Raw genomic sequence first — 21,765 nt, forward strand, 5'->3', positions numbered from 1 at the left:
CCGCCTCACGGGACGGGCCTTAAAGGACGTCTTGTCCCCCACACGTTAGCAGCCGGGCGGGTCCGGCCCGCATCCGGACCGCTCCACGTCTTCGCAGGTGAGAGGGGTCACATTCGGCACCCTTCCGGGGCGCCGGACGGGACCGGGAACGGGCCGCCGCGCCTTGCCCGCGGGGCGTGGCGGGCGTCCGGGCGGCTCCGATCGAGTCCTGCGGATTTCGACCGCTTTTTTCCAATCAGCTTGACCTGGGGCCGTACCCGTTTTACCGTCACTGTCCGTAACCATCCCTGGGGACGGACTCCCGCGGCCTTCCGGCTTCGAGAATCCGTCTCCCCCCGGTGACTGAAGACCGGGGTCCGACGACGACGAAAGTGAGCCTGGGGGGCCGCAGAATGCCGTCTGAATACGCAAAGGCTCTCGGCGCGCGACTGCGCGCCATCCGCACCCAGCAGGGCCTGTCCCTGCACGGTGTGGAAGAGAAATCCCGCGGCCGCTGGAAGGCCGTCGTCGTGGGTTCGTACGAGCGGGGCGACCGCGCCGTCACCGTTCAGAAGCTGGCCGAGCTCGCCGATTTCTATGGCGTGCCGGTTTCCGAGTTGCTGCCCGGCGGAGCCGCGCCGAGCCCGCTCGGGCCTACACCCAAGCTCGTGATCGATCTAGAGCGGTTGCAGCAGCTTCCGAAAGACAAGGCCGGTCCTCTCGCCCGTTACGCCGCGACGATTCAAAGCCAGCGGGGCGACTACAACGGAAAGGTCCTGTTCATCCGCCAGGAAGACCTGCGTTCACTCGCGGTCATCTATGACAAGTCCCCGACCGAGCTCACCGAGGAGCTCATCGGCTGGGGCGTCCTCGACCCGGAGGCGCGCCGCGCCGTCGAGTCGTTCTGATCCACCGCTTCACCTGTTTCACCGCACGGCCGTTACGGGGTCCGGCACCGCGCCGGGCCCCGTTCCGCGTCCGGGGGGCCTCCGGCGCGGGACGAGGAGGGCCAGCGGGAGGACGGCGGCCATCACGGCGGCGCTCACGGCGAAGCCGGTCGCGTAGCCGCCCTCGCCAGGGACGACCACGATGACGACCGCGGTGATCTGGGTCCCCAGGGACGCGCCGACCGTCCGGATCAGCGTGTTGATGCCCGTGGCCACGCCCGTCTCCCCCGCCGGGACGGCGGCGACGACCAGGTTCGCCACGGCGGCGTAGGCGAAGCCCAGCCCGATGCCCCGCGCCAGGCCGCCGACGTAGAGCTGCCACATGGCGGCGTGCTGGAACGCCACGAACGCGTAGCCGAGGCCGGTCATCAGCGCGCCGCCGAACAGGACCATGCGGGAGCCGATGCGCCGGTCCAGGAGGCCGGCCGTCATGCCCGCGGCCGTCATGCCGATGCTGGCGGGGAGCTGCAGGAGGGCCGCCTGGGTGGCCGTCCCGCCGAATCCGAAGCCGGTGCCGTCCGGAAGCTGGACGAGCAGCGGGAACAGCAGGCCGCCGGCCATGAGCGCGTAGCCGGACAGCAGCGACGCGGCGTTCGCCGTCCAGACGCCGCGCACCCGCATCAGCCGCAGGTCGATCAGCGGCTCGGCGACGCGGTTCTCCGTCCACAGCCAGGCGCCGGCGGCCGCGGCCGACAGCGCGAGCAGGCCGAGGACGCCGGGCGACGTCCAGCCCCAGTCCATACCCTCCGTGAGGGCGGTGAGCGCCGCCACCAGCCAGGCCCCGAAGAGGGCCGCGCCCCACCAGTCGACCTTCGCCGCCGCCTTGGGCGCCGACCGCGGCACGATCCACCAGGCGAGCGCCACCCCGGGCACGAGGCCCGCGACCGGCAGCCACAGCAGCCACCGCCAGCCGAGGTAGTCGATGATCGGCCCGGCCAGGCACCAGGACACGGCGCCGCCGAGCCCCAGCATGGACGACATGAGGCCGACGGCCGAGGCCGTCCGGGCGGGCGGGACGACGTCCCGGATGATCGTGTACGCCAGCGGGAAGACGCCGCCGCCGATGCCGGACAGGACGCGTCCGGCCAGCATCACCGGCACGGTCCCGGCCAGGGCCGCGACGACCATCCCGGCGGTGGCGACCCCCAGGACCGCGAGCAGCACGCGCCGGGGCCCGTACAGGTCGCCCAGCCGCCCGGCCACCGGGGTGGCGACCGCCGCGGACAGCGTCATCGCGGTGAGCGCCCACGCCGCACCCGCCGGGGTCGTGTGCAGGCCGTCCTGGATCTGCGGCAGCGCCGGCGTCACCACGGCCATCGACAGCGAGTAGGCCATCACCCCGAGGAACGCCAGCAGCGGCACCAGCCCGCGCCCGCCCTGCCCCGCCACCGAGGTCCCCTCCTGTAGTTCGCCGCTCTAACGATCTCATAAGCGGACGAACCGTCAGCGATCCCCCATACGGGTGAGGGCGCCGCCCCTGCGGCGGGAGGCACGGCCGCGCCCGGCCCCGCCACGATCGATGTATGACGAACTCCGCCTCCACCCCGCGCTGGACGCGCTGGGCCGCACACGCCATCACACTGCTGGCGCTGCCGTCCGGCATCTGGCGGCTCGGCCTCGCCACGGGCCTCCACCTCGGCTACACCGACGCCGGCTACCGGACCGTCTGCCCGCCCGGCTTCTGGGGGCCCGCGTACCTGGTGCTGCTCGCCGTGGTCAGCGAGGGCGCCGCGCTCCTCTGCCTCGGTCTCGTGCAGCGGTGGGGCGAGGTGGTTCCGCGCTGGATTCCGGTCATCGGCGGCAGGAACGTCCCGCCGCCCGCGGCGCTGATCCCGGCCTGGCTGGGCGTCGCCGTCCTCGCCGTCCTCTGGACGCCGCTCCTGGCCTGGTGGACGATGCCCGCCGACGACATGACCCCGGCCGGCCACACCATCACCGGCTTCCTCTACCTCCCGCTCGTCGCCTGGGCACCGCTGCTCGCCGCTCTGGCCGTCTCCTACCGGCGCCGGGCCGGCTCCACCCGACGGGCGACCGCGAGGGGCGATGCCGGCCTTTCCAGCAGATCAAGGACCCCCGACGGCACCGTTCGCCCGGAGCGCCTCGATGCGCTGCCGGGGCAGTGACAGGACGTCCCGCAGCACCTGGTCGGTGTGCTCGCCCAGCAGGGGGGCGGGATCGGGCGGACGTGAGGCGTCCCCGAGCCGAACCGGAGAACCCGGCGCCAGGTGCGTGCCTATGCCGGGCTGGTCCAGCGGGGCCATGAGGGGTTCGCCGTGGAGGCCGGCGGCCACTTCCGCGAAGTCGCGGTAACGGGACCACAGGACGGACGCACCCTTCAGGCCGTCCGCCACCTGCTCGCATGTGCGGGACGCGAACCAGTGGGCGAGCACGCCGCCGAGCGCCTCACGGTGGCCGTAGCGGTCGCCCGCGCGGCGGAAGTCGGCGCCCAGGGCGCGTTCGAGGGCACCGGCCACCTCGCCGAGACCGGTGGCGTCCACAAGGTCGCGCCAGTGCCGGGCGGTGAGGACGGCCACCATGACGCGTCCGTCCGCGGTGGCGAAGTCGCGCCCGAAGTCGCCGAACAGGTGGTTACCCAGGCGAGGCCTGGACTCGCCCAGTTGCGCCTCGGCCAGATAGCCGAGATTTCCCGCCGTGGCCAGGGCGACGTCCTGCAACGCCACCTGGAGCCGCTGCCCCTCTCCCGTGCGCAGACGGTGCCGCTCGGCCGCCAGCAGCCCGATGGCCATGTAGAGGCCGCATGCCACGTCCCAGGCGGGCAGAGCGTGGTTGACGGGGGTCTCCTGGCCGGACGGGCCCGTGATCGACGGGAAGCCCGTGGCGGCGTTCACCGTGTAGTCGACGGCGTTGCCGCCTTCGCGGGTCCCCTGGAGCTGGACGTGGATCAAGTCCGCCCTCACCGCGCTCAGCTCGTCGTAGGTGAGCCCCGGGCGCGGCGGTGCGTTGGTCAGGACGACACCGCATTCGGCGACGAGATCCGCGGCCACCTCGCGTCCCTCGGCTGAACGCAGGTCGACGGTGACGGAACGCTTGCCCTTGTTCAGCCCGGCCCAGTACAGGCTCCGCCCGGACGGCGCCAGCGGCCAGCGATCGATGTCGGGGCCGCCCCCGACCTGGTCGACGCGGATGACGTCCGCGCCGAGCTGCGCCAGCGTCATCCCACCCAGCGGCGTCGCGACGAAGCTGGACAGCTCCACCACGCGCATCCCGTCCAGCGGCAGCGTTCCCGTCATGAAGCGATGTCTACCAGCACACCCCGCCCGCCCCCGCGAACGGGTGTCACCCGACGCACACCGCCGGCACCCGGCCGGCCGCGGCGCACCGATCAGCGTCGCACCGGATCGGCCTCACGCCGACCGCCCCCGCTTCGACCGCCCGCAGGGCGACGGCCGCAGGGCGACGGCCGCAGGGCGACGGCCGCAGGGCGACCGGCACAGGGCGACCGGCACAGGGCGACCGGCACAGGGTGGGGATCGCGCCGGCGGGGCCGGCTCGGGGGGTTGCGGCCGCCGCCGGCGCGATCGCGCGGGGCGCCGGGGGCCGGGAGCCGCCCTGCGGTGAGGTCGGCGGGGCGGCCCCGGCCCCCGGCGTGGCCGGTCCCGGGGAGGTGGGACGGGCCTCCGTGATCGCTCAGCCGGCCTCGGGGACGGGCAGCGTCGGCTGCCCGTCGATGCCGAGGGTGTCCTCGACGAGGGTGACGAAGACCTCGGCGTCGTGCTGCAGCTCCTCGGCCTCGCGCGGGGTGGCGGCGCGCGGGAGGCCCGCCTCGGCGGCGGCGCGCTTGTCGGCGCCGGCGGCGAAGAAGGCGGCCCACTCGCGCAGCGCGGGCTCGGCCTCGGGCAGCAGCACCCACACGCTGCGGGGACGTCCGCGGCGGTGGGTCTCCAGTGGCTCCTTGGACGCCAGCACCGCGGCGGCGGCGCGCAGCGCGGCCAGGTGGGCGCAGACGTAGCGGACGGCGGGCGAGGTGGCCTCGGCCGCCTCGGCGAGGCCCATCCGGGCCGCGTGCAGCTGGCCGGCGGCCGTGTGCGCCGGCCGCGGGGCGGGCAGCGGGCGGTGGCGTGGGCGTGGGCTCGGCGATGGGACGGACTGGGCGGCGGAGTGGATACCCCGTGCGGTCACCGTTCCGGACATGTCTGCCTCCTTCCGGGCTCGGGCCGGCCGGGCGGAGAGCTTCCCCTCACTCCGCCCGGCCGTCCGTCCCGCCGAAACACCGCGACCGGCGGGGACGTCGCCCTGGCGCGGGCCGCGAGTCCCGCACCACCTCGAACATAAGTTCGACGCATTCACAGTAAACCGCCCCGGCGGCGATTCGTCAACGTGTTCGAACGCGTGTCGTGCGCCGCAGGTCAGAGGCGGTGCCGGAGGTCACTTCCCGGGGCGTCTGACGTGCACGGGAACGTTCGTGCCGAGGAGGTCCGGGAAGTACTCGGCGATGTGCATCGGCATCCGGACGCAGCCGTGCGAGGCCGGGTCCTTCGGGACGTCCAGGGCGCCGTGGAAGGCGATGCCGCCGTTGAAGTAGATGGGGTTGTAGAGCTGCCCGAGCGGCGACGTCTCCCAGCCGGAGGCGCGGCGCCCCGTCCGGAAGTCGCCCGTGCCCGTGGAGGCGTAGCGGCAGCGCGCGACGGTGGCGCCGCGGTCCTTGGCGCAGTAGTACTGGCCGGAGCCCGACGAAATGTGCGAGATGAGCCGCGGCCGGCCGTCCTTGTAGAGGACGAGGTACTGCCGCTTCAGGTCGACGTCGACGCGGTTCTTCTCGCGCTTCTTGGCCATCGGACGCGGTTCCTTGGGGGCGTCCAGGGCGTCCCAGAACGACGTGGAGAGCGTCCCCTTCAGCTTGAGGCGGTTGACGGCCTGGAACGCCCAGACGGCCGTCTGGGTGGACGGCCCGTACTTCCCGTCCGCCTTGCCGGGGTCGTAGTGCAGTTCCTTGAGGCGGTGCTGAAGTGCCTTGACGTCGGCGCCCTTGGCGCCGGGTTTCAGCTTGCGGTGGGTGGGCGTAGGGCTCGGGGTCGGCTTCGCCGGCGTCGTGGACGGCGAGCCCTCCGGTGGGGCCGGCGCCGCGGCGCCGGAGTCGTCGCAGCCCGCCAGGAGGACGGCCGCGATCAGCAGGACCGCGCTCTTCCGCACGTCGATCGGTCTCCCTCGCATGCGCTTGACCTTAAGGTGCTACCCATGCATCCGAATGCCGAAATCGTCGCGAAGGCCCTGCTCGACCAGGGCGCGACCGGGGTCATCGTGGAGCTTCCCGACTCCGCGCGGACGGCGCAGGCCGCCGCCGAGCAGGTGGGCTGCGAGGTCGGCGCGATCGCCAACAGCCTGGTGTTCGACGCCGACGGGGCGCCGCTGCTGGTGCTGACCAGCGGGGCGCACCGCGTCGACACGGCGAAGGTCGCGGCGCTGGTGGGCGCCGCGAAGGTGCGGCGGGCGACGCCGGAGTTCGTCCGGGAGGCGACCGGCCAGCCGATCGGGGGCGTCGCGCCGATCGGCCACCCGGCGCCGGTCCGCACGCTCGTGGACGTCTGGCTGGAGAAGCACGGCCAGGTGTGGGCGGCGGGCGGGCACCCGCACACCGTCTTCCCCACGTCCTACGACGAACTGCTGCGGATCACCGGGGGCACCCCGGTGGAGGTGGAGTGATGGAGATCTGGCACAACCCGCGCTGCTCGAAGAGCCGGGCCGCCAAGGCCGCACTGGACGAGGCGGGCGTGGAGTACACCGAGCGCCGCTACCTGGACGAGCCGCCCACGGCGCAGGAGCTGGACGCGGTCCTCACCCGGATCGGCGCCGAGCCGTGGGACGTGGCTCGGCTGAACGAGCCGGTCGCCAAGGAGCTCGGTCTCAAGGAGCTTGAGCACGACCGCGCCCGCTGGATCGAGGTCATGGTGGCGAATCCGGTGCTGATCCAGCGTCCGATCGTCCTGACCGGCGGCACGGCGGTCGTGGCGCGTGATCCCGAATCGGTGCGCAAGGCCCTCGACGACCGGTGACGGGGCACCGCGCGGGTCTAGTCTCTGTCGGGTGAGGGACCCGAAGCTCCGCGAGATCGACCAACGCGCCTTCCTGCGCAGGCTCAGCCCCATGCTGGACGTGTACGCGGCCGCGATGGAACCGCCGAACGAGCAGCTTCCGGGCCGGCACACCATCATGGAGCGGCACACCTCGTATCCGGGGTTCCGCGCGTTCGTGGCCGAGCGGCCCGGTGCGCTGCGCGTCATGCCGAGCCCGGTCCAGGGGTTCGCGTACGGGTTCCACGGGACGCGCGGCCAGTGGTGGCACGACGTCGTCCACCAGGCGCTGTGCGACCTGGAGGGCCCCGAGCACGCCGACGGGTGGCTGGAGGACACGTTCGAGGTCGCGGAGCTGCACGTCCATCCGCAGGCGCAGGGCAAGGGCCTCGGCCGCGGCCTCCTCGGCGCGCTGTGCGAGGGGCGGCCCGAGCGGACGGTCGTCCTGTCGACGCTCGACAGGACGCCGGACACTCCGGCGCGCACCCTGTACCGCTCGGTCGGCATGGTCGATCTGCTGGCCGGCTTCGAGTTTCCCGGCGGCGGGCCCCGCTACGCGGTCATGGGCGGGACGCTGCCCCTGGCGCCGTACCCGGCGCCGTCCAGCAGCGAGTAGACCTCGCGCGTCGCCGTGGACTTGTTGAACGTGATGAAGTGGATGCCGGGCGCGCCCTGGTCGAGCAGTTCGCCGCACACCTGCGCGGCGTGCTCGATGCCGAGCCTGCGGACCGCCTCCGGGTCGTCCGCGACGGCGTCGAACCGGGCCCTGACCTCGGGCGGGAACGGCGCGCCCGACAGCTGCTCGGACCGCTCGATCGTGCTGATCTGGGTGACCGGCATGATGCCGGGCAGGATCGGCACGTCGCAGCCGGCGGCGTCGACGCGGTCGCGCAGCCGGAAGTAGTCCTCGGCGCGGAAGAACATCTGGGTGATCGCGTAGTCGGCCCCGGCCCGGCACTTGTCCACGAAGTAGCGGGTGTCGCTCTCCACGTCGTGCGAGCGCGGGTGCTTGTAGGGGAACGCGGCGACGCCGACGCTGAAGTCGCCGTAGGAGCGGATCATCCGGACGAGGTCGGCGGCGTACTCGACGCCGTCGGGGTGCTTGACCCACTCCCCCATCGGGTCGCCGGGCGGGTCGCCGCGCACGGCGAGGATGTTGCGGACGCCGGCCGCGGCGAACCGGCCGATCAGGTTGCGCAGCTCCGCCTGCGAGTGGTTTACGGCGGTGAAGTGCGCGACGGGGGTGAGCGTGGTGTCGGTGGCGATCCGCTCGACGATGTCGACGGTCTTGTCGCGGGTGCCGCCGCCCGCGCCGTAGGTCACCGACACGAACGTCGGGTGCAGGGACTCCAGTTCGCGGATCGCGCGCCACAGGTTCCGTGCGCCCTTGTCGGTCTTGGGCGGGGAGAACTCGAACGAGAAGGACCGGTCTCCGGAGGCCAGCAGCTCTCGCACGGTGGGGGGCCGATCGGGGCGTAGGCGTCGCATTCCCCAAGCCTACAGAAGGAGCCCCGGCCGACGTTCCGCGTGATGCTCACCACACTGCACGGGCGTTATGTCCCTATTTCCGACAATCCAGTGACCTCTCACGTTTTCGACGGGAGGTTGAAACCGCCCAGGTGGATACGATCTCGGGCATGTCGACCAGCCGTATCCGCAAGGAGGTCGACGAGGCGCTCCTGGCCTTCGTCGACCGGCAGCGCCCGGCCCTGCTCGCCATCGGCGAGGACCTCGGGCCGCTGCTGTCCGCCCTCGACGCCCTGCTGAGCGGCGGGAAGCGGCTGCGCCCCGCGTTCTGCCACTGGGGGTGGCGCGCCGCCGGCGGCGGGGACGCCCCCGGCATCGTGGCCGCCGCCGCGTCCCTGGAGCTGCTCCAGGCCAGCGCACTGATCCACGACGACGTGATGGACTCCAGCGACATCCGCCGCGGCCAGCCGTCCGCGCACCGCCGGTTCGAGGCGCTGCACCGCGCGCAGGGGTGGCCGGGCGACGCGCAGGCGTTCGGCGGCGGCGCCGCGATCCTGCTCGGCGACCTGTGCCTGGCGTGGTCGAGCGAGATGTTCGAGAGCTGCGGGCTGGACGGGGACGGCCGGGAGCGCGGCCGTGCCGTCTACGACCTGATGCGCACCGAGGTCATGTGCGGCCAGTACCTCGACATGCTGGAGGGGTCCCGCCGCGCGGCGAACGTCGACGCGGCGCTGCGCGTGGTCGAGTACAAGAGCGCCAAGTACACGATCGAGCGCCCGCTGCACCTCGGCGCCGCGCTGGCCGGTGCCCGCCCGGACGTGCTCGCCGCGCTGACCGGCTACGGCCTGCCGCTCGGCATCGCCTTCCAGCTCCGCGACGACGTCCTCGGCGTGTTCGGCGACCCGGCCGAGACCGGCAAGCCCGCCGGCGACGACCTGCGCGAGGGCAAGCGGACCGTCCTGGTCGCCCTCACCCTGGCGCGCGCGTCCTCGGCGCAGGCCGCGTCGCTGGAGCGCCGCCTCGGCGACCCCGCCCTCGACCGCCCGGGCGTGGACGAGCTGCGCAGGATCATCGAGGAGACCGGCGGCCTCGCCGCCTGCGAGGCCATGATCGAGCGCTACCTCCGCGAGGCCGAGAAGGCCCTGGAATCGGCCCCGATCACCGCAGAGGCACGCCACGCCCTCGCCGACCTGGCCGTCGCGGCCACCACACGCAGCACATGAGCGACTCGTGACACGATTCGGCCAAGTTTCCCTGGTGGACTAGAACTTTCCCACCGATTGGTGGCAGAAATGTCGCCATGTGCGCCGACAGCCCTGGGAACCGCGTGCCGCGCTTCGACCCGCTCCCCGAAGAGGAGTGGGACGACGTGGTCAAGGCCGTGACCGCCTCCATCGGGCCGCTGAACATCGTCACCACGATCGCCCGCCACCCGAAGCTGTTCCACTCCTGGATCGGGTTCGCCTCGATGCTGCTGATGGGCGGCACGCTGAGCGACCGGGACCGCGAGCTGGCGATCCTGCGGACGGCGCACCACCGTTCCTGCGCCTACGAGTGGGACCACCACCGCAAGGTCGCGCTGGGCGTCGGCCTCACCGAGGGCGAGATCGCCGCGCTCCGGCTGGCCCCGGACGAGCACGGCTGGAGCGACGAGGACCGCATGGTGCTGACCGCCGCGGACGAACTGCACGCCGGCGGCACGGTCTCCGACGCGACGTGGACGGAGCTGTCCACCCGGCTGGGCGAGCATCAGCTGATCGAGCTGGTGATGCTGATCGGGCACTACCACCTGCTCGCCTTCACGCTGAACGCCCTCCGCGTCCAGAACGAGGACGGGCATTGATGCGCGCCGGCCGGTGGCTCCCGGCGGCGGCCGCGCTCGCGTCGGTGCTGGCGCTCGCCGCGGTGCAGGCGCCCGGCGAGGCGCGGGCGGAGACGGGACGCTGCGGCGACCCGGCCCAGCGCCCGTGGTGCGACACGTCGCTGACGCCGGACCAGCGGACGGCGCTGCTGCTGCCGAAGATGACCGGCGACGAGAAGATCGCGCTGCTGGCGTCGGACGATCCGTTCGGCGGCCCTCTCGGCGGGTTCTTCGAGAACGCGCACGCCGACACCAACGACGGGATCGAGCGGCTTGGCATCCCGCCGGTGTACATGGCCGACGGGCCGGCCGGCGTCAGGCAGGGCAAGGCGACCGCGTTACCCGCGCCGATCGCGCTGGCGGCGGGCTTCGACCGGGAGGGCGCGCGGCTGTACGGCCGGACGGTCGCGTGGGAGGCGAGGCACCGGGGCAACGACCTCGTCTTCGGCCCGACCGTGGACGTCCTCCGCACGCCCCGCAACGGCCGGACCTTCGAGGGCTTCGGCGAGGACCCGTACCTGTCGGCGACGCTGGGCGTGCCCTGGATCAAGGGCGCGCAGGCGCAGGGCGTGATGACGTCGGTCAAGCACATGGCCGTCTACACGCAGGAGACCGACCGGCTGTCCCTCAGCATGACCGTCGATCCGCGGACGCTGCGCGAGATCTACCTTCCGCCGTTCGAGGCCGCCGTGAAGGACGGCGGCGCGGCGACGGTGATGTGCGGGTTCGGCGAGCTGAACGGCCGGTGGGCCTGCCAGGACGACGCCGTCCTGAACAAGATCCTGCGGTCGGAGTGGGGGTTCACGGGGCTCGTCCCGTCCGACCACACCGCCGTGCAGGACACCGTGGGGGCGGCGAACGGCGGGCTCGACATGGAACTGCCGATCGGCATGAAGTACAACGCGTTCCTGCTGAAGCTGGCCGTCTCGCAGAGGAAGATCACGCAGGCGACGATCGACGCCCACGTGAGCAACGTCCTGCGGACGATGTTCCGGTTCGGGGTGTTCGACCGGCAGGCGTACCCCAACGACCTCACCCGCATCGACCGGGCCGCGAGCCAGACCGCGGCCCGGCGCATCGAGGAGGACGGGATCACGCTGCTGAAGAACGACGGGATCCTGCCGCTGAAGGCCCCGAAGTCGATCGCGCTGATCGGGCGGGCCGCGCAGGAGAGCCCGAGCGGATTCGGCTCGGCGAAGGTCGTCCCCTTCACGACCGTGAGCGCGCAGGACGGCATCGGGCGCCGTGCCGGGTCCGGAACCAAGGTGACCTACAACAGCGGTGACAACCCGGGGGATGCCGCCGGCGCCGCGCGCGCCGCGGACGTCGCCATCGTGTTCGCCACCGACAGCCAGGGCGAGTTCTTCGACAAGTCGTGCCTCACGCTGGAATGCGGCGAGCCGCTCAGGGGCGACCAGGACGGGCTGATCTCCGCGGTCGCCAAGGCCAACCCCAACACGATCGTCGTGCTGAACACGGGCGGTCCTGTGCTGACGCCCTGGGCGGGACAGGTGAAGGGCATCATCGAGGCCTGGTACCCGGGTCAGGAGGCAGGGAACGCCCTGGCGCGCGTCCTGTACGGGGACGTCGACCCAGGCGGACGGCTTCCCGTGACGTTCCCCGTCAACGAGAACGATGCGCCGACGTCCGGCAACCGGGCCCAGTACCCCGGCCTCAACAAGGCCACCACGTTCTCCGAGGGCGTCATGGTCGGTTACCGGCACTACGACGCGAAGGGCACCGCACCGCGTTTCCCCTTCGGGCACGGCCTGTCCTACACCACGTTCGCCTACAGCGGGCTGGTGGCGAGCACCAAGGCCGTGCAGGTGACGGTGACCAACACCGGTGACCGGAGCGGTGTCGCCGTCCCGCAGCTCTACATCGGCATGCCGTCGCCCGGCGTGGACGTCCCGCAGCCGCCCAAGCAGCTCAAGGGCTACACCAAGGTCACGCTCGCGCCAGGCGAGAGCACGAAGGTGACGTTCCCGCTGTCCGCGCGCTCGCTCGCCTACTGGAACGTGGAGGCGAAGGCGTGGAAGGTCGCGGACGGCTGCTACGAGGTCATGGTGGGCTCCTCGTCCCGGCAGATCGCCCAGAAGGGGAGGCTCGGGACGTGCCGCTGACGGCGAAGATCGCGGTTCCGCTGCCGTACCCGCCGGTTACGCGGTACAAATGAGGAAATCTTCGTCCGTCCCCGCCGAGTCGGAGTCCCCCAGTGCCGCACGACACCTCCCGCGGGAGGACGAACACCCGTCCCGCGCGTTCCGCCGCCGCCCGCCCCGGGCACGGCGGCCAGGCCCATGCGGGCCGCCCCGGCAAGCCGCACTCCGGCCAGGCACGTTCCGGGCAGGCCCGGTCCGGCCCTGACGGGCGCGCCGCCTCGGACGGGCACGGCACCTCTGACGGGCACGGCCCCTCGGACGGGCACGGCGTCCCGGACCGGCAGGGCGGCGCGCCCCGCCCGCCGCGCGGCCGCGACCCGCGGCCCGGCACCCCGCTCGGCCCCGACGACCCGCGCGGCCTCGGCGGCTACACGCTGCTCGGCCGGCTCGGCGAGGGCGGCCAGGGCGTCGTCTACCTCGCCCGGAACGGCGGCGGCGAGCTCGTCACCGTCAAGATGCTGCGCGGCGGCATCGCGGCCGGGCACCGGGCGCGCAGCCGCTTCGCCAAGGAGGCGGACGCGGCCCAGCAGGTGTCCGGCCGGCACACCGCGCGCGTCCTGGACGCCGACATGACCGGCGACCGCCCCTACATCGTCAGCGAGTTCGTCGAGGGCCCGTCGCTCCAGCAGGTCGTCGCGGGCCGCGGCCCGCTCGCCGGGCCACGGCTCCGCAAGGCCGCGCTGCGCACGGCGGCGGCGCTCGCCGCGATCCACCGCGCCGGGATCGTGCACCGCGACTTCAAGCCCGGGAACGTCCTGCTCGGCCCGGACGGCGCCAAGGTCATCGACTTCGGCGTCGCCCGCACCGCCGACGCGGCCCCGCTGACCACCGGCCCGGTCGGGACGCCCGCCTACATGGCGCCCGAGCAGATCGAGGACGAGCCGGTCGGGCCGCCCGCCGACGTCTTCGCGTGGGGCGCCACCATGGTGTTCGCCGCGACGGGACGGCCGCCGTTCGGCACCGGGCCGAGCGCGGCGGTGATGCGGCGCGTCACGTCCCGCAGGCCGGACCTCGGCGACATGGAGGGCCCGCTGCGCGACCTCGCGGCCCGCTGCCTGGACAAGAACCCGGCCGCGCGGCCGACCGCGTCGCAGATCGTCCGGGCGCTGCGCGCGGGCCAGGCCCCGGCCCAGCGGCCGCGGCCGACGCGGATCCCGCGCTACCGGTGGCGGATGATGGTCGCGCTCGGCGCCGTCGTGGCGGCCGGGTTCGTGCTCGGCATCCTGGTCTGACCGGCCGCCGGTCCGCTCACCAGTGCGGCGGGCGGTCCTCCAGTAGGCGGGAGTCGTCGTCGCCCGTGCGCCACTCGCCCCAGCCGATGTCGGTGTCGTCGGACGTCTGGTCCGGCAGGATGTCCAGGTCGTCGTCCAGGTCGACCGGGCGGTCGTCGTCGGGTCCCACGTTCATGATCCCCATTCTCGGCGATCGGATCGGTGCCTCGCACCGTGATCCAGGTCAAACCCCGACAAGGTCCGGCGGCCGGCCGCTCAGGGGGCCAGCCGGCGCGCGAACTCCGCCGCCGCCGCGCCCGGGTCGTCGGCGTCGGTGATGGCGCGGACGACCACGACGCGGCTCGCCCCCGCGGCCAGGACCTCGTCCAGGTTGCCGAGGTCGATGCCGCCGATCGCGAACCAGGGCCGTGCGACGCGCTGCGCCGCGACGTATTCCAGCAGCTTCGGTCCGGGCGCGGCACGCCCCGGCTTGGTCGGCGTGGGCCACACCGGGCCTGCGCAAAAGTAGTCGGCGCCCGGCTCGGTGGCGGCCTCCGACGCCTGCTCGCCGGAGTGCGTCGACCGGCCGATCAGGATGTCGCCGCCGGTGATCTCGCGGGCGGCGGGGACCGGCAGGTCGTCCTGGCCGAGGTGCAGCACGTCCGCGCGGACGGCGTGCGCCACGTCGGCGCGGTCGTTGACGGCCAGCAGCGCGCCGTGCCGCTCGCAGGCCGCCCGGAAGATCTCCAGGTAGGCCATCTCCTGCCGCGCCTCCAGCCCCTTCTGGCGGAGCTGGATGAGGTCGACGCCGTTGCCGAGCACGGCGTCGAGGAAGGCGGGCAGGTCGCCCTGGCGCTCCCGCGCGTCCGTGCAGAGGTAGAGGCGGGCTCGGCTGAGCCGGGCGCGCAGCGCGACGGCGCGCTCGGTGGGCAGGTGCCTGGACACGGCGGGGGAACGTCCTTTCAACGGAGATCGCGAGGGCGCGGCGGCGGTGTCCCGCCGCGCGCGACCCCCGCGATCCTGTCACGTGCATCGGCTGCCGCCTGCGGCGGCGGCGTGTCAGAAGGCGAGCGCCTGGGCGCGGCGGCGGACCTCGGTCCCCCGGTTCTCGGTGAGCGCGTCCACGGGCGTCCCCGGCAGCGTGTCGTCGGCCGTGAACAGCCAGCGGATCGTCTCCGCGTCGTCGTAGCCCGCGTCCGACAGCAGCGTGAGCGTGCCGGGCAGGCCCTTGATGACCTGGCCGTCCTTGATGAAGGCGGCGGGCACCATCGGCTCGCCGGCGCGGCGCACGGCGAGGATCCGGTGCTCGTGGATCAGCTGCTTGATCCGGTTGGGCTTGATCCCGAGCCGCTCGGCGGCCTCCTTGAGGGTGAGCCACTCGCCGGCGAGGGCGTCGGTGCGGGGGTCGAGTGCGCTGTCAACGGTTGCGTGCATCTGCGTCACGCCCCCTTGCTACCACGTCATCGGAAGCCTCAAACCCCCTGGACAGCCGTTAGGCGCCCACGGCGATCGCTATGGGCGAACAGCCTGCCGGACGGGCACGTCCGGGTCGGCCATCGCCTCCGGATCCACCGGGGTCCCGGCGGCCATCACCCGCCTCGCCTGCACCAGGTCGCGGGGGCGGCCGACGGTGAGGACCGCGTCGAGGCGGTCGCCGGTCAGCCACGCCGCCGCCCACGTCCGGCCGGCCGGGTCGCCGCGCCGGACGAGCCGCTCCGAGGCCGCGTGGTTGCCCGCGTACTGGACCATGCGGCCGAACTGCTCCGACCAGAAGTACGGGACGGCGTCGTACACGGCGTCCTGGCCGAGGAGGGACGCGGCGGCGACCTCGGGGGCGTTGAGCGCGGTGTCCCAGTGCTCGACGAGGAGCCGCCGGCCGTACCGGTCCGACCACCAGGCGGCGCAGTCGCCGGCCGCGACGACGTCCGGGCGGAGGGCGCCCGGGTCCTCCTCGCCCATGTAGGTGCGGAACGAGCCGTCGGTGACGACGCCGCGCTCCAGCAGCAGTCCCGAGCCCTCCAGCCAGGACAGGACGGGCCGCACGCCGACCCCGACGACCACCTCGTCCGCGTCGATCCGGCCGCCGCCCGCGAGGACGAGGCCGCTGTCCTGGACCTCCGCGACCTTCACGCCGGTGAGCAGCTCGACGCCCGCCTCCGCGTACCAGGGGGCGGTGAGCGCGCCCACCTCGGGTCCGATCGCGTTCGCGAGCGGGGTGTCGGCCGCCTCCACGACGGTGACGCGGCAGCCCTTCTTCGCGGCGGCGGTGGCGACCTCGGCACCGATCCAGCCCGCGCCGACGATCACGATCCGGGCACCCTCGGTGAGCCGGGACCGCAGGTCGCGGGCCTCCTCGATGGTGCGCAGGACGTGCTGGCGGCCGTCCCCGGGCAGCGTGATCGGAGCGGCCCCGGTCGCGATCACGAGGCCGTCGAACGGGAGGTCGCCCGCCGTGGACGCGACGGTGCCGCCGCGTCCGGGCGCGTCCAGCCGCAGTCCGGTGGCGCGCTCGCCGAGCAGCGGGTCGCAGCGCAGGGCGTCCCAGTCGGCGTCGACGGTCGTGTCGTCGGACTCGCCCGCGAGGACGGCCTTCGACAGCGGCGGCCGGTCGTAGGGCTTGTGCCGCTCCGCCGACACGAGGGTCAGCGCGCCCTCGTACCCCTTGCCTCGCAGGGCCTCGACGGCGCGCACGCCGGCCAGCCCGCCACCCACGACGATGACGCTCTCCATGAAGGCCACCCTAACCGGCGGCCGTTTTCGATTGGACACCTGTCCAGGCAGTTGCTCACTTTGCCGAGGTCGTATGGTGGGAACCGGGTAAAAACGGCACAGAGCGCGGGAGTCCGGTGCGACCGGGCTGAGAGGGCGGCTGACCGGGCCGCCGACCGCCACGACCTGATCCGGATCATGCCGGCGAAGGGAGCGCGCATTGCGGATCGTGATCATCGGCGCCGGGGTCATCGGCCTCGCCACCGCCTGGCGCACGGCGGCGGGCGGCGCCGCCGTCACCCTCGTCGACCCCGCGCCCGCGTCCGGCGCCTCGTCGGTGGCCGCGGGCATGCTCACCCCCGTCAGCGAGCTGACGTACGGCGAGGAGCCGCTGCTGCGGCTCGGCCTGGCCTCCCGCGACCGGTACGGCGCGTTCGCCGCCGAGCTGGAGGAGCTGACCGGCCTGGACACCGGCTACCGCACCGACGGGATCATCGAGGTCGCGTTCGACTCCGACGACCTGAAGCACCTGGACGACCTGCGCCGCTTCCAGGAGAGCCTCGGCATCCCCGTCGAGGCGCTGACCGGCCGGGAGTGCCGCAAGCAGGAGCCGATGCTCGCGCCCGGCGTGCGCGGCGGCCTGCTCGCCCCCGCGGACGGCTCGATCGACCCGCGCCGGCTCGCCCCGGCGCTGCTGGCTGCGTGCGAGCGGCTGGGCGTCCGCCTCGTCCGGCGGCGGGCCGCGCGCATCGTCGCCGAGCACGACGCTGCGGCCGGGGTGGGCCTGGACGACGGGACCGTGCTCCCCGCGGACCGGGTCCTGATCGCCGCCGGGCCGTGGTCGGGCGACCTGGAGGGCCTGCCGCCCGGGACCGTTCCACCCGTCCGCCCGGTGAAGGGGCAGGTGATCCGGCTCCGCACCCGGACGCCGTTCATCCGGCGCTCCACCCGCGGCCTGGTGAGGGGCTCGTCGGTCTACCTGGTGCCGCGCGCGGACGGCGAGATCGTCCTCGGCGCCACCCAGGAGGAGCTGGGCTTCGACACGCGCGTCACCGCCGGCGGGCTGTGGGAGCTGCTGCGGGACGCCCGCGAGCTGCTGCCCGGCATCACCGAGCTGGAGTTCGCCGAGGTCACGGCCGGGCTGCGGCCGGGCTCCCCCGACAACGCCCCGGTCATGGGGCCGACCGCGATGCCCGGCCTGTTCGCGGGCACGGGGCATTTCCGCAACGGCATCCTGCTCACCCCGGTGAGCGCCGACATCCTGTCCGCGATGCTGCTGGACGGGCCCGTCCCCGAGGTCGCCGGGGCGTTCGCCCCCGGCCGCTTCGCCACCGAGGTGCGCGCATGAAGGTGATCGTCAACGGAGAGCCGCGGGAACTGCCGGAGGGCGCCAGCGTGGCCGACGCCGTCGCGGCCGTCACGGCCGCCGCGGCGGGCCTGGCGGCGGCGCTGAACGACGAGGTCGTCCGCCGCTCGGCCTGGGAGGCGACGCTCCTGAACGAGGCCGACCGGCTCGAAGTGCTGACCGCCGTCCAGGGAGGATGAACGTGGAGAAGCTGGTCATCGCGGGCGAGGAACTGGACTCGCGGCTGATCATGGGCACGGGCGGCGCGCCCAGCATGCAGGTGCTGCGGGAGGCGCTCACCGCGTCCGGGACGGCGCTGACCACGGTCGCGATGCGGCGGGTCGACCCGTCCGCGCGCGGCTCGGTGCTGGACGTCCTGGCCGAGTGCGGCATCCGGGTGCTGCCCAACACGGCGGGCTGCTTCACCGCCGGGGAGGCCGTGCTGACGGCCAAGCTCGCCCGCGAGGCGCTCGGGACGAACTGGGTCAAGCTCGAAGTGATCGCGGACGAGCACACGCTGCTGCCCGACCCGATCGAGCTGGTCGAGGCCGCCGAGCAGCTCGTCGGCGACGGGTTCACGGTGCTGCCGTACACCAGCGACGACCCCGTCCTCGCGCACCGCCTGGAGCAGATCGGGTGCGCGGCCGTGATGCCGCTCGGGTCCCCGATCGGGTCGGGGCTCGGGATCCGCAACCCGCACAACATCGAGCTGATCGTCGAACGGGCGAACGTCCCGGTGATCCTGGACGCGGGGCTCGGGACGGCGTCCGACGCCGCGCTGGCCATGGAGCTGGGCTGCGACGCCGTGCTGCTGGCGACCGCCGTGACCCGGGCCCGGCACCCGGCGCGGATGGCATCCGCGATGCGGCACGCGGTCGAGGGCGGGCGCCTGGCGCGGCTGGCCGGACGCATTCCGAAGCGCCGCTACGCGCAGGCGTCCTCACCCTTCGAGGGCCTCGCCACGTCGTAGCATCACTAAACGTTCACCTGAAGAAACATTCGCTGGACCTGAAACCACTGCGCATCCAGACTGGGCCCGTCGACCGGACCGTCGTGCCGCAACCCGGCAGGTCATTTCGGTGTCGATGGAAACGACCCGTATCTAAGGTGCGTGACATGCAGCAGGACAACGGCGGACGCGCCGCCAAACTCGCGGTGGCGGCCGCCACGGTCACGGTCGTGCTCTGGGCGTCGGCCTTTGTGGCGATCCGCAGCGCGGGCGCCGACTACAGCCCCGGCGCCCTCGCCCTCGGCCGCCTCCTGTCCGGGACGGTCGTGCTGGGCGTGCTCTGCCTCGTCCGGCGCGAGGGCCTCCCGCCCAAGGGCGCCTGGCCCGGGATCGTCACCGCGGGCGTGCTGTGGTTCGGCGCCTACATGGTCGCCCTGAACTGGGGCGAGCAGCTCGTGGACGCCGGCACCGCCGCGCTCGTCGTCAACATCGGGCCGATCCTCATCGCGCTCCTCGGCGGCTGGCTGCTGAAGGAGGGCTTCTCGTCCCGGCTCCTGGCGGGCATGGCCGTCTCGTTCGCGGGCGCCGCCGTCGTCGGGCTGTCGATGTCCGGGGAGGGCCGCTCGTCCGTCGGCGGGGTGCTGCTCTGCCTGGTCGCCGCCGTCACCTACGCGGCGGGCGTCGTCAGCCAGAAGCCCGCGCTGCGACACGCCTCGGCGCTGCAGTTCACCACCTTCGCCTGCGCGATCGGCGCGCTCGCGACCCTGCCGTTCTCCGGGCAGCTCGTCTCCGAGGCCGCGGACGCCTCGGCCGGCGCGACGCTCAACATGGTCTACCTGGGCGTCTTCCCGACCGCGATCGCCTTCACCACCTGGGGATACGCGCTGGCCCGCACGTCCGCCGGGAAGATGGGCGCCACCACCTACGCCGCGCCCGCCCTCGTCGTGCTCATGTCGTGGCTGTTCCTCGACGAGGTCCCCGGCGCGGTCACGCTCGGCGGCGGGCTGCTCTGCCTCGCCGGCGTGGCCGTGTCCCGCAGCACCCGGACCCTCCGCCGGCGCGTCCCGCCGGTCACTCCGGAACCGGGCGCCCCGGAAGAATCACCCTCCGGGCTCATCGATGCTCATACTCGCGACTGATGAGAACCTCGCCGATTCGCCCGTAAACTCGCACCGATGGACACGACGGTTGCTGATCCACTCGTCGGGCGGGTGCTCGACGGGCGCTACCGCATTGAGTCCCGCATCGCCCGCGGCGGCATGGCCACCGTCTACGTGGCCCGCGACATCAGGCTCGACCGCATCGTCGCGATCAAGGTGATGCACGCCGGACTCGCCTCCGACGAGGACTTCGTCACCCGCTTCATCGGGGAGGCCAAGGCCGCGGCCGCGCTCTCGCACCCGAACGTCGTCGCGGTCTACGACCAGCGCACCGACGGCGAGCACGTCTTCCTGGTCATGGAGTACGTCAAGGGCAACACCCTGCGCGACGCGCTGACCACGCTCGGCCGCCTCGGGCCGCGCGCCGCGCTGGAGATCATGCAGCCGGTGCTGGCCGCGCTCGGCGCCGCGCACCGCGCGGGTCTCGTGCACCGCGACGTCAAGCCCGAGAACGTCCTGATCACCGAGGACGGCCAGGTCAAGGTCGCCGACTTCGGCCTCGCCCGGGCCGAGACCGCGAGCAAGATGACCAAGACCGGCATGATCATCGGGACGGTCGGCTACCTCGCGCCCGAGCAGGTCCTGGCCGGCAGCGCCGACGTCCGCTCCGACGTGTACGCCGCCGGGATCATGCTGTTCGAGCTGATGACCGGGGAGCTGCCCCACCAGGGCGACACCCCGCTCGCGGTCGCCTACAAGCACGTGAACGAGACCGTCCCGCCGCCGTCGAGCCTCGTTCCCGGACTGCCCCGGCAGGTGGACGACCTGGTCACCGACGCGACGAGCCACGACCCGTCCCGCCGCCCGCAGGACGCGAACCAGTTCCACGCCGAGGTCTCCGAGGTGTTCGGCGGCCTGCCCCGCGACTTCGACCGGCGCGTCGAGGAGGCGTCCCGCAACGCCACCGGCGTGCTGGAGGCGCCCGCCCCCGGCCACACCGCCGTCCTCGACCCCCGCGCGACCGACCCCTACGTCCCGCAGCGCACCCGGACCGACCGCGCCATCGGCGCGCTGACCGGCCGCTACGTCCTCATCGCCCTCGGCGCGCTCGCGGCGCTCATCCTCGGCTGGGCGGTCTGGTACCAGACGTCCGGGCAGTACGAGCACGTCCCGTCCTCGATCATCGGGATGAAGGTCGCCGACGCCCGCGGCCAGCTCGAATCGGACGGCCTGGACGTGCGGACCGCCAAGGCGATCTACGACGACCGCGTCCACAAGGGCGGCGTCGCCAAGTCCGACCCGCCCGCAGGCGCCCGCGTCGCCAAGGGCGAGACGGTCACGCTGACCCCGTCCAAGGGCATCACGCCCCGCGAGGTGCCCGACGTCGGGGGCAAGTCCCTCGCCGACGCCAAGAAGACCCTTGAGGACAAGGGCTTCACCGTCGGCCGGACGAGCAGCAGCCCGTCCCAGACCGTCGCCAAGGACCGGGTCATCAGCACCGACCCGGACGCCGGCGAGAAGCAGTCCCCCGACGAGCCGGTGAGCGTCGTCGTCTCCACCGGCATGTCCATGCCGAACCTCCTCGGCCAGAACGGTGACGCCGCCGCGAACCAGCTGCGCTCCATGGGCCTGGACGTCACCGTCCAGAAGAAGAAGGTGGACGGCAAGGAGCCGAACACCGTGATCAGCCAGGACCCGTCCGAAGGCCAGGGCGTCTCCCGCGGCGACGACGTCACCATCGTCGTCAACAAACGCGACTGCATCGTCGACGCGGGCCCGTTCCAGTTCGGCTGCGACGACGGGAACGGCGAGCAGAACGTCCCCGTCCCGAACCTGACGGGCCGCCGCGTCAACGACGCGAAGAAGGCCCTGGAGGACTCCGGCTTCAAGGTCAACGTGACGGGCCTCGGCGGCAACGTCGTCCGCTTCCAGTCCCCGAACAGCGGCGAGGCCCCCCGCGGCTCCACCGTCACCCTCGTCAAGGGCCCGTGACCGGCTAGGCTGAA

23 protein-coding genes are annotated in these 21,765 nt (G+C 73.3%); 14 read left to right on the top strand and 9 right to left on the bottom strand.

The genetic code is table 11. The features are described from left to right. The first annotated feature begins 392 nt into the window (after nt 1-392). Nucleotides 393-887, top strand: a complete 495-nt coding sequence (bldD, locus tag E1293_RS03070) for a transcriptional regulator BldD (RefSeq protein WP_132193536.1) — start codon at nt 393-395, stop codon at nt 885-887. A gap of 18 nt (nt 888-905) precedes the next feature. Here the strand turns inward: bldD and E1293_RS03075 are convergent, their stop codons facing one another. Continuing rightward, the gene (locus tag E1293_RS03075; RefSeq protein WP_243715977.1) at nt 906-2,315 is read right to left on the bottom strand and encodes an MFS transporter; all 1,410 of its coding nucleotides are present in this window, start codon (nt 2,313-2,315) and stop codon (nt 906-908) included. 134 nt (nt 2,316-2,449) lie between these two features. On the opposite strand from E1293_RS03075, the gene E1293_RS03080 reads away from it, so the two are divergent. Further along, nucleotides 2,450-3,049: a hypothetical protein gene (locus E1293_RS03080; protein WP_207938641.1), complete on the top strand. Its 600-nt coding sequence runs from the start codon at nt 2,450-2,452 to the stop codon at nt 3,047-3,049. Here the strand turns inward: E1293_RS03080 and E1293_RS03085 are convergent. The 3 genes from E1293_RS03085 to E1293_RS03095 form a co-directional block, all read right to left on the bottom strand. Then, nucleotides 2,990-4,177, bottom strand: a complete 1,188-nt coding sequence (locus E1293_RS03085) for a CoA transferase (protein ID WP_132193538.1) — start codon at nt 4,175-4,177, stop codon at nt 2,990-2,992. The genes E1293_RS03080 and E1293_RS03085 overlap by 60 nt on opposite strands. 397 nt (nt 4,178-4,574) lie before the next feature. Next, nucleotides 4,575-5,078 carry an SAV_6107 family HEPN domain-containing protein gene (locus E1293_RS03090; RefSeq protein WP_132193540.1) on the bottom strand — a complete coding sequence of 168 codons (504 nt, stop codon included), beginning with the start codon at nt 5,076-5,078 and terminating at the stop codon, nt 4,575-4,577. 234 nt (nt 5,079-5,312) lie between these two features. Beyond that, nucleotides 5,313-6,098: a L,D-transpeptidase family protein gene (locus E1293_RS03095; RefSeq protein ID WP_132193542.1), complete on the bottom strand. Its 786-nt coding sequence runs from the start codon at nt 6,096-6,098 to the stop codon at nt 5,313-5,315. Nucleotides 6,099-6,122: 24 nt separating this feature from the next. Between E1293_RS03095 and E1293_RS03100 the strand changes: the two genes are divergently transcribed. Genes E1293_RS03100 through E1293_RS03110 form a run of 3 tightly spaced genes read left to right on the top strand, consistent with a single transcriptional unit; the run spans nt 6,123 to nt 7,571 of the window. Then, nucleotides 6,123-6,587 carry a YbaK/EbsC family protein gene (locus tag E1293_RS03100; protein WP_132193544.1) on the top strand — a complete coding sequence of 155 codons (465 nt, stop codon included), beginning with the start codon at nt 6,123-6,125 and terminating at the stop codon, nt 6,585-6,587. Beyond that, a complete protein-coding gene (locus tag E1293_RS03105; RefSeq protein ID WP_132193546.1) occupies nt 6,587-6,937 on the top strand; it encodes an arsenate reductase family protein in 351 nt (116 codons plus the stop codon). The genes E1293_RS03100 and E1293_RS03105 overlap by 1 nt, the downstream gene beginning before the upstream one ends. A 31-nt stretch (nt 6,938-6,968) precedes the next feature. Then, nucleotides 6,969-7,571 (top strand): GNAT family N-acetyltransferase, encoded by a 603-nt coding sequence (locus E1293_RS03110; protein WP_132193548.1) that lies wholly within the window; start codon nt 6,969-6,971, stop codon nt 7,569-7,571. On the opposite strand, the gene metF is transcribed toward E1293_RS03110, so the two are convergent. Then, nucleotides 7,508-8,443, bottom strand: a complete 936-nt coding sequence (gene metF / locus E1293_RS03115; protein WP_132193550.1) for a methylenetetrahydrofolate reductase [NAD(P)H] — start codon at nt 8,441-8,443, stop codon at nt 7,508-7,510. The two genes, E1293_RS03110 and metF, sit on opposite strands and share 64 nt — an antisense overlap. 149 nt (nt 8,444-8,592) lie before the next feature. Between metF and E1293_RS03120 the strand changes: the two genes are divergently transcribed. The 4 genes from E1293_RS03120 to E1293_RS03135 all read left to right on the top strand — a co-directional run bounded on the left by E1293_RS03120 (nt 8,593) and on the right by E1293_RS03135 (nt 13,677). Further along, complete coding sequence (locus E1293_RS03120) at nt 8,593-9,645, top strand: polyprenyl synthetase family protein (RefSeq protein ID WP_132193552.1); 1,053 nt, start codon at nt 8,593-8,595, stop codon at nt 9,643-9,645. A 77-nt stretch (nt 9,646-9,722) separates the two neighbouring features. Beyond that, nucleotides 9,723-10,265 (top strand): carboxymuconolactone decarboxylase family protein, encoded by a 543-nt coding sequence (locus E1293_RS03125; protein ID WP_132193554.1) that lies wholly within the window; start codon nt 9,723-9,725, stop codon nt 10,263-10,265. Next, nucleotides 10,265-12,406 (top strand): glycoside hydrolase family 3 C-terminal domain-containing protein, encoded by a 2,142-nt coding sequence (locus tag E1293_RS03130; RefSeq protein ID WP_132193556.1) that lies wholly within the window; start codon nt 10,265-10,267, stop codon nt 12,404-12,406. Before E1293_RS03125 ends, E1293_RS03130 begins: the two co-directional genes overlap by 1 nt. A 92-nt stretch (nt 12,407-12,498) precedes the next feature. Beyond that, nucleotides 12,499-13,677 carry a serine/threonine-protein kinase gene (locus tag E1293_RS03135; protein ID WP_243715978.1) on the top strand — a complete coding sequence of 393 codons (1,179 nt, stop codon included), beginning with the start codon at nt 12,499-12,501 and terminating at the stop codon, nt 13,675-13,677. Nucleotides 13,678-13,693: 16 nt separating this feature from the next. Here the strand turns inward: E1293_RS03135 and E1293_RS47245 are convergent, their stop codons facing one another. The 4 genes from E1293_RS47245 to E1293_RS03150 form a co-directional block, all read right to left on the bottom strand. Further along, nucleotides 13,694-13,852: a hypothetical protein gene (locus E1293_RS47245; RefSeq protein ID WP_165978055.1), complete on the bottom strand. Its 159-nt coding sequence runs from the start codon at nt 13,850-13,852 to the stop codon at nt 13,694-13,696. An 80-nt stretch (nt 13,853-13,932) separates the two neighbouring features. Continuing rightward, a complete protein-coding gene (thiE, locus tag E1293_RS03140) occupies nt 13,933-14,601 on the bottom strand; it encodes a thiamine phosphate synthase (protein ID WP_132193558.1) in 669 nt (222 codons plus the stop codon). A gap of 114 nt (nt 14,602-14,715) precedes the next feature. Next, nucleotides 14,716-15,090, bottom strand: a complete 375-nt coding sequence (locus E1293_RS03145) for an Rv2175c family DNA-binding protein (RefSeq protein ID WP_132193560.1) — start codon at nt 15,088-15,090, stop codon at nt 14,716-14,718. A 78-nt stretch (nt 15,091-15,168) separates the two neighbouring features. Then, the gene (locus tag E1293_RS03150) at nt 15,169-16,386 is read right to left on the bottom strand and encodes an NAD(P)/FAD-dependent oxidoreductase (RefSeq protein WP_132193562.1); all 1,218 of its coding nucleotides are present in this window, start codon (nt 16,384-16,386) and stop codon (nt 15,169-15,171) included. Nucleotides 16,387-16,585: 199 nt separating this feature from the next. On the opposite strand from E1293_RS03150, the gene thiO reads away from it, so the two are divergent. The 5 genes from thiO (at nt 16,586) to pknB (ending at nt 21,751) form a co-directional block, all read left to right on the top strand. Then, complete coding sequence (gene thiO / locus E1293_RS03155; protein WP_132193564.1) at nt 16,586-17,713, top strand: glycine oxidase ThiO; 1,128 nt, start codon at nt 16,586-16,588, stop codon at nt 17,711-17,713. Next, complete coding sequence (gene thiS / locus E1293_RS03160; RefSeq protein ID WP_132193566.1) at nt 17,710-17,910, top strand: sulfur carrier protein ThiS; 201 nt, start codon at nt 17,710-17,712, stop codon at nt 17,908-17,910. Before thiO ends, thiS begins: the two co-directional genes overlap by 4 nt. After that, nucleotides 17,907-18,680, top strand: coding sequence for a thiazole synthase (locus E1293_RS03165; protein WP_132193568.1), 774 nt, complete (start codon nt 17,907-17,909; stop codon nt 18,678-18,680). The genes thiS and E1293_RS03165 overlap by 4 nt, the downstream gene beginning before the upstream one ends. 146 nt (nt 18,681-18,826) lie before the next feature. Continuing rightward, on the top strand, nt 18,827-19,798 hold the full coding sequence (locus E1293_RS03170; protein ID WP_132193570.1) for a DMT family transporter: 972 nt from the start codon (nt 18,827-18,829) through the stop codon (nt 19,796-19,798). 36 nt (nt 19,799-19,834) lie between these two features. Beyond that, nucleotides 19,835-21,751, top strand: a complete 1,917-nt coding sequence (gene pknB, locus E1293_RS03175) for a Stk1 family PASTA domain-containing Ser/Thr kinase (RefSeq protein WP_132193572.1) — start codon at nt 19,835-19,837, stop codon at nt 21,749-21,751. The last annotated feature ends 14 nt before the right edge of the window (nt 21,752-21,765 follow it).

It is taken from the genome of Actinomadura darangshiensis (assembly GCF_004349235.1).
Lineage (GTDB): Bacteria > Actinomycetota > Actinomycetes > Streptosporangiales > Streptosporangiaceae > Spirillospora > Spirillospora darangshiensis.

Coding starts and splice junctions, on each gene's coding strand:
- E1293_RS03090 (WP_132193540.1), bottom strand. CDS start 5,078: ATGTCCGGAACGGTGACCGCACGGGGTATCCACTCCGCCGCCCAGTCC.
- E1293_RS03085 (WP_132193538.1), bottom strand. CDS start 4,177: ATGACGGGAACGCTGCCGCTGGACGGGATGCGCGTGGTGGAGCTGTCC.
- E1293_RS03100 (WP_132193544.1), top strand. CDS start 6,123: ATGCATCCGAATGCCGAAATCGTCGCGAAGGCCCTGCTCGACCAGGGC.
- bldD (WP_132193536.1), top strand. CDS start 393: ATGCCGTCTGAATACGCAAAGGCTCTCGGCGCGCGACTGCGCGCCATC.
- E1293_RS03145 (WP_132193560.1), bottom strand. CDS start 15,090: ATGCACGCAACCGTTGACAGCGCACTCGACCCCCGCACCGACGCCCTC.
- metF (WP_132193550.1), bottom strand. CDS start 8,443: ATGCGACGCCTACGCCCCGATCGGCCCCCCACCGTGCGAGAGCTGCTG.
- E1293_RS03105 (WP_132193546.1), top strand. CDS start 6,587: ATGGAGATCTGGCACAACCCGCGCTGCTCGAAGAGCCGGGCCGCCAAG.
- E1293_RS03095 (WP_132193542.1), bottom strand. CDS start 6,098: ATGCGAGGGAGACCGATCGACGTGCGGAAGAGCGCGGTCCTGCTGATC.
- E1293_RS03150 (WP_132193562.1), bottom strand. CDS start 16,386: ATGGAGAGCGTCATCGTCGTGGGTGGCGGGCTGGCCGGCGTGCGCGCC.
- E1293_RS03165 (WP_132193568.1), top strand. CDS start 17,907: ATGAACGTGGAGAAGCTGGTCATCGCGGGCGAGGAACTGGACTCGCGG.
- E1293_RS03125 (WP_132193554.1), top strand. CDS start 9,723: ATGTGCGCCGACAGCCCTGGGAACCGCGTGCCGCGCTTCGACCCGCTC.
- E1293_RS03130 (WP_132193556.1), top strand. CDS start 10,265: ATGCGCGCCGGCCGGTGGCTCCCGGCGGCGGCCGCGCTCGCGTCGGTG.
- E1293_RS03170 (WP_132193570.1), top strand. CDS start 18,827: ATGCAGCAGGACAACGGCGGACGCGCCGCCAAACTCGCGGTGGCGGCC.
- E1293_RS03120 (WP_132193552.1), top strand. CDS start 8,593: ATGTCGACCAGCCGTATCCGCAAGGAGGTCGACGAGGCGCTCCTGGCC.
- E1293_RS03080 (WP_207938641.1), top strand. CDS start 2,450: ATGACGAACTCCGCCTCCACCCCGCGCTGGACGCGCTGGGCCGCACAC.
- E1293_RS47245 (WP_165978055.1), bottom strand. CDS start 13,852: ATGAACGTGGGACCCGACGACGACCGCCCGGTCGACCTGGACGACGAC.
- pknB (WP_132193572.1), top strand. CDS start 19,835: ATGGACACGACGGTTGCTGATCCACTCGTCGGGCGGGTGCTCGACGGG.
- thiS (WP_132193566.1), top strand. CDS start 17,710: ATGAAGGTGATCGTCAACGGAGAGCCGCGGGAACTGCCGGAGGGCGCC.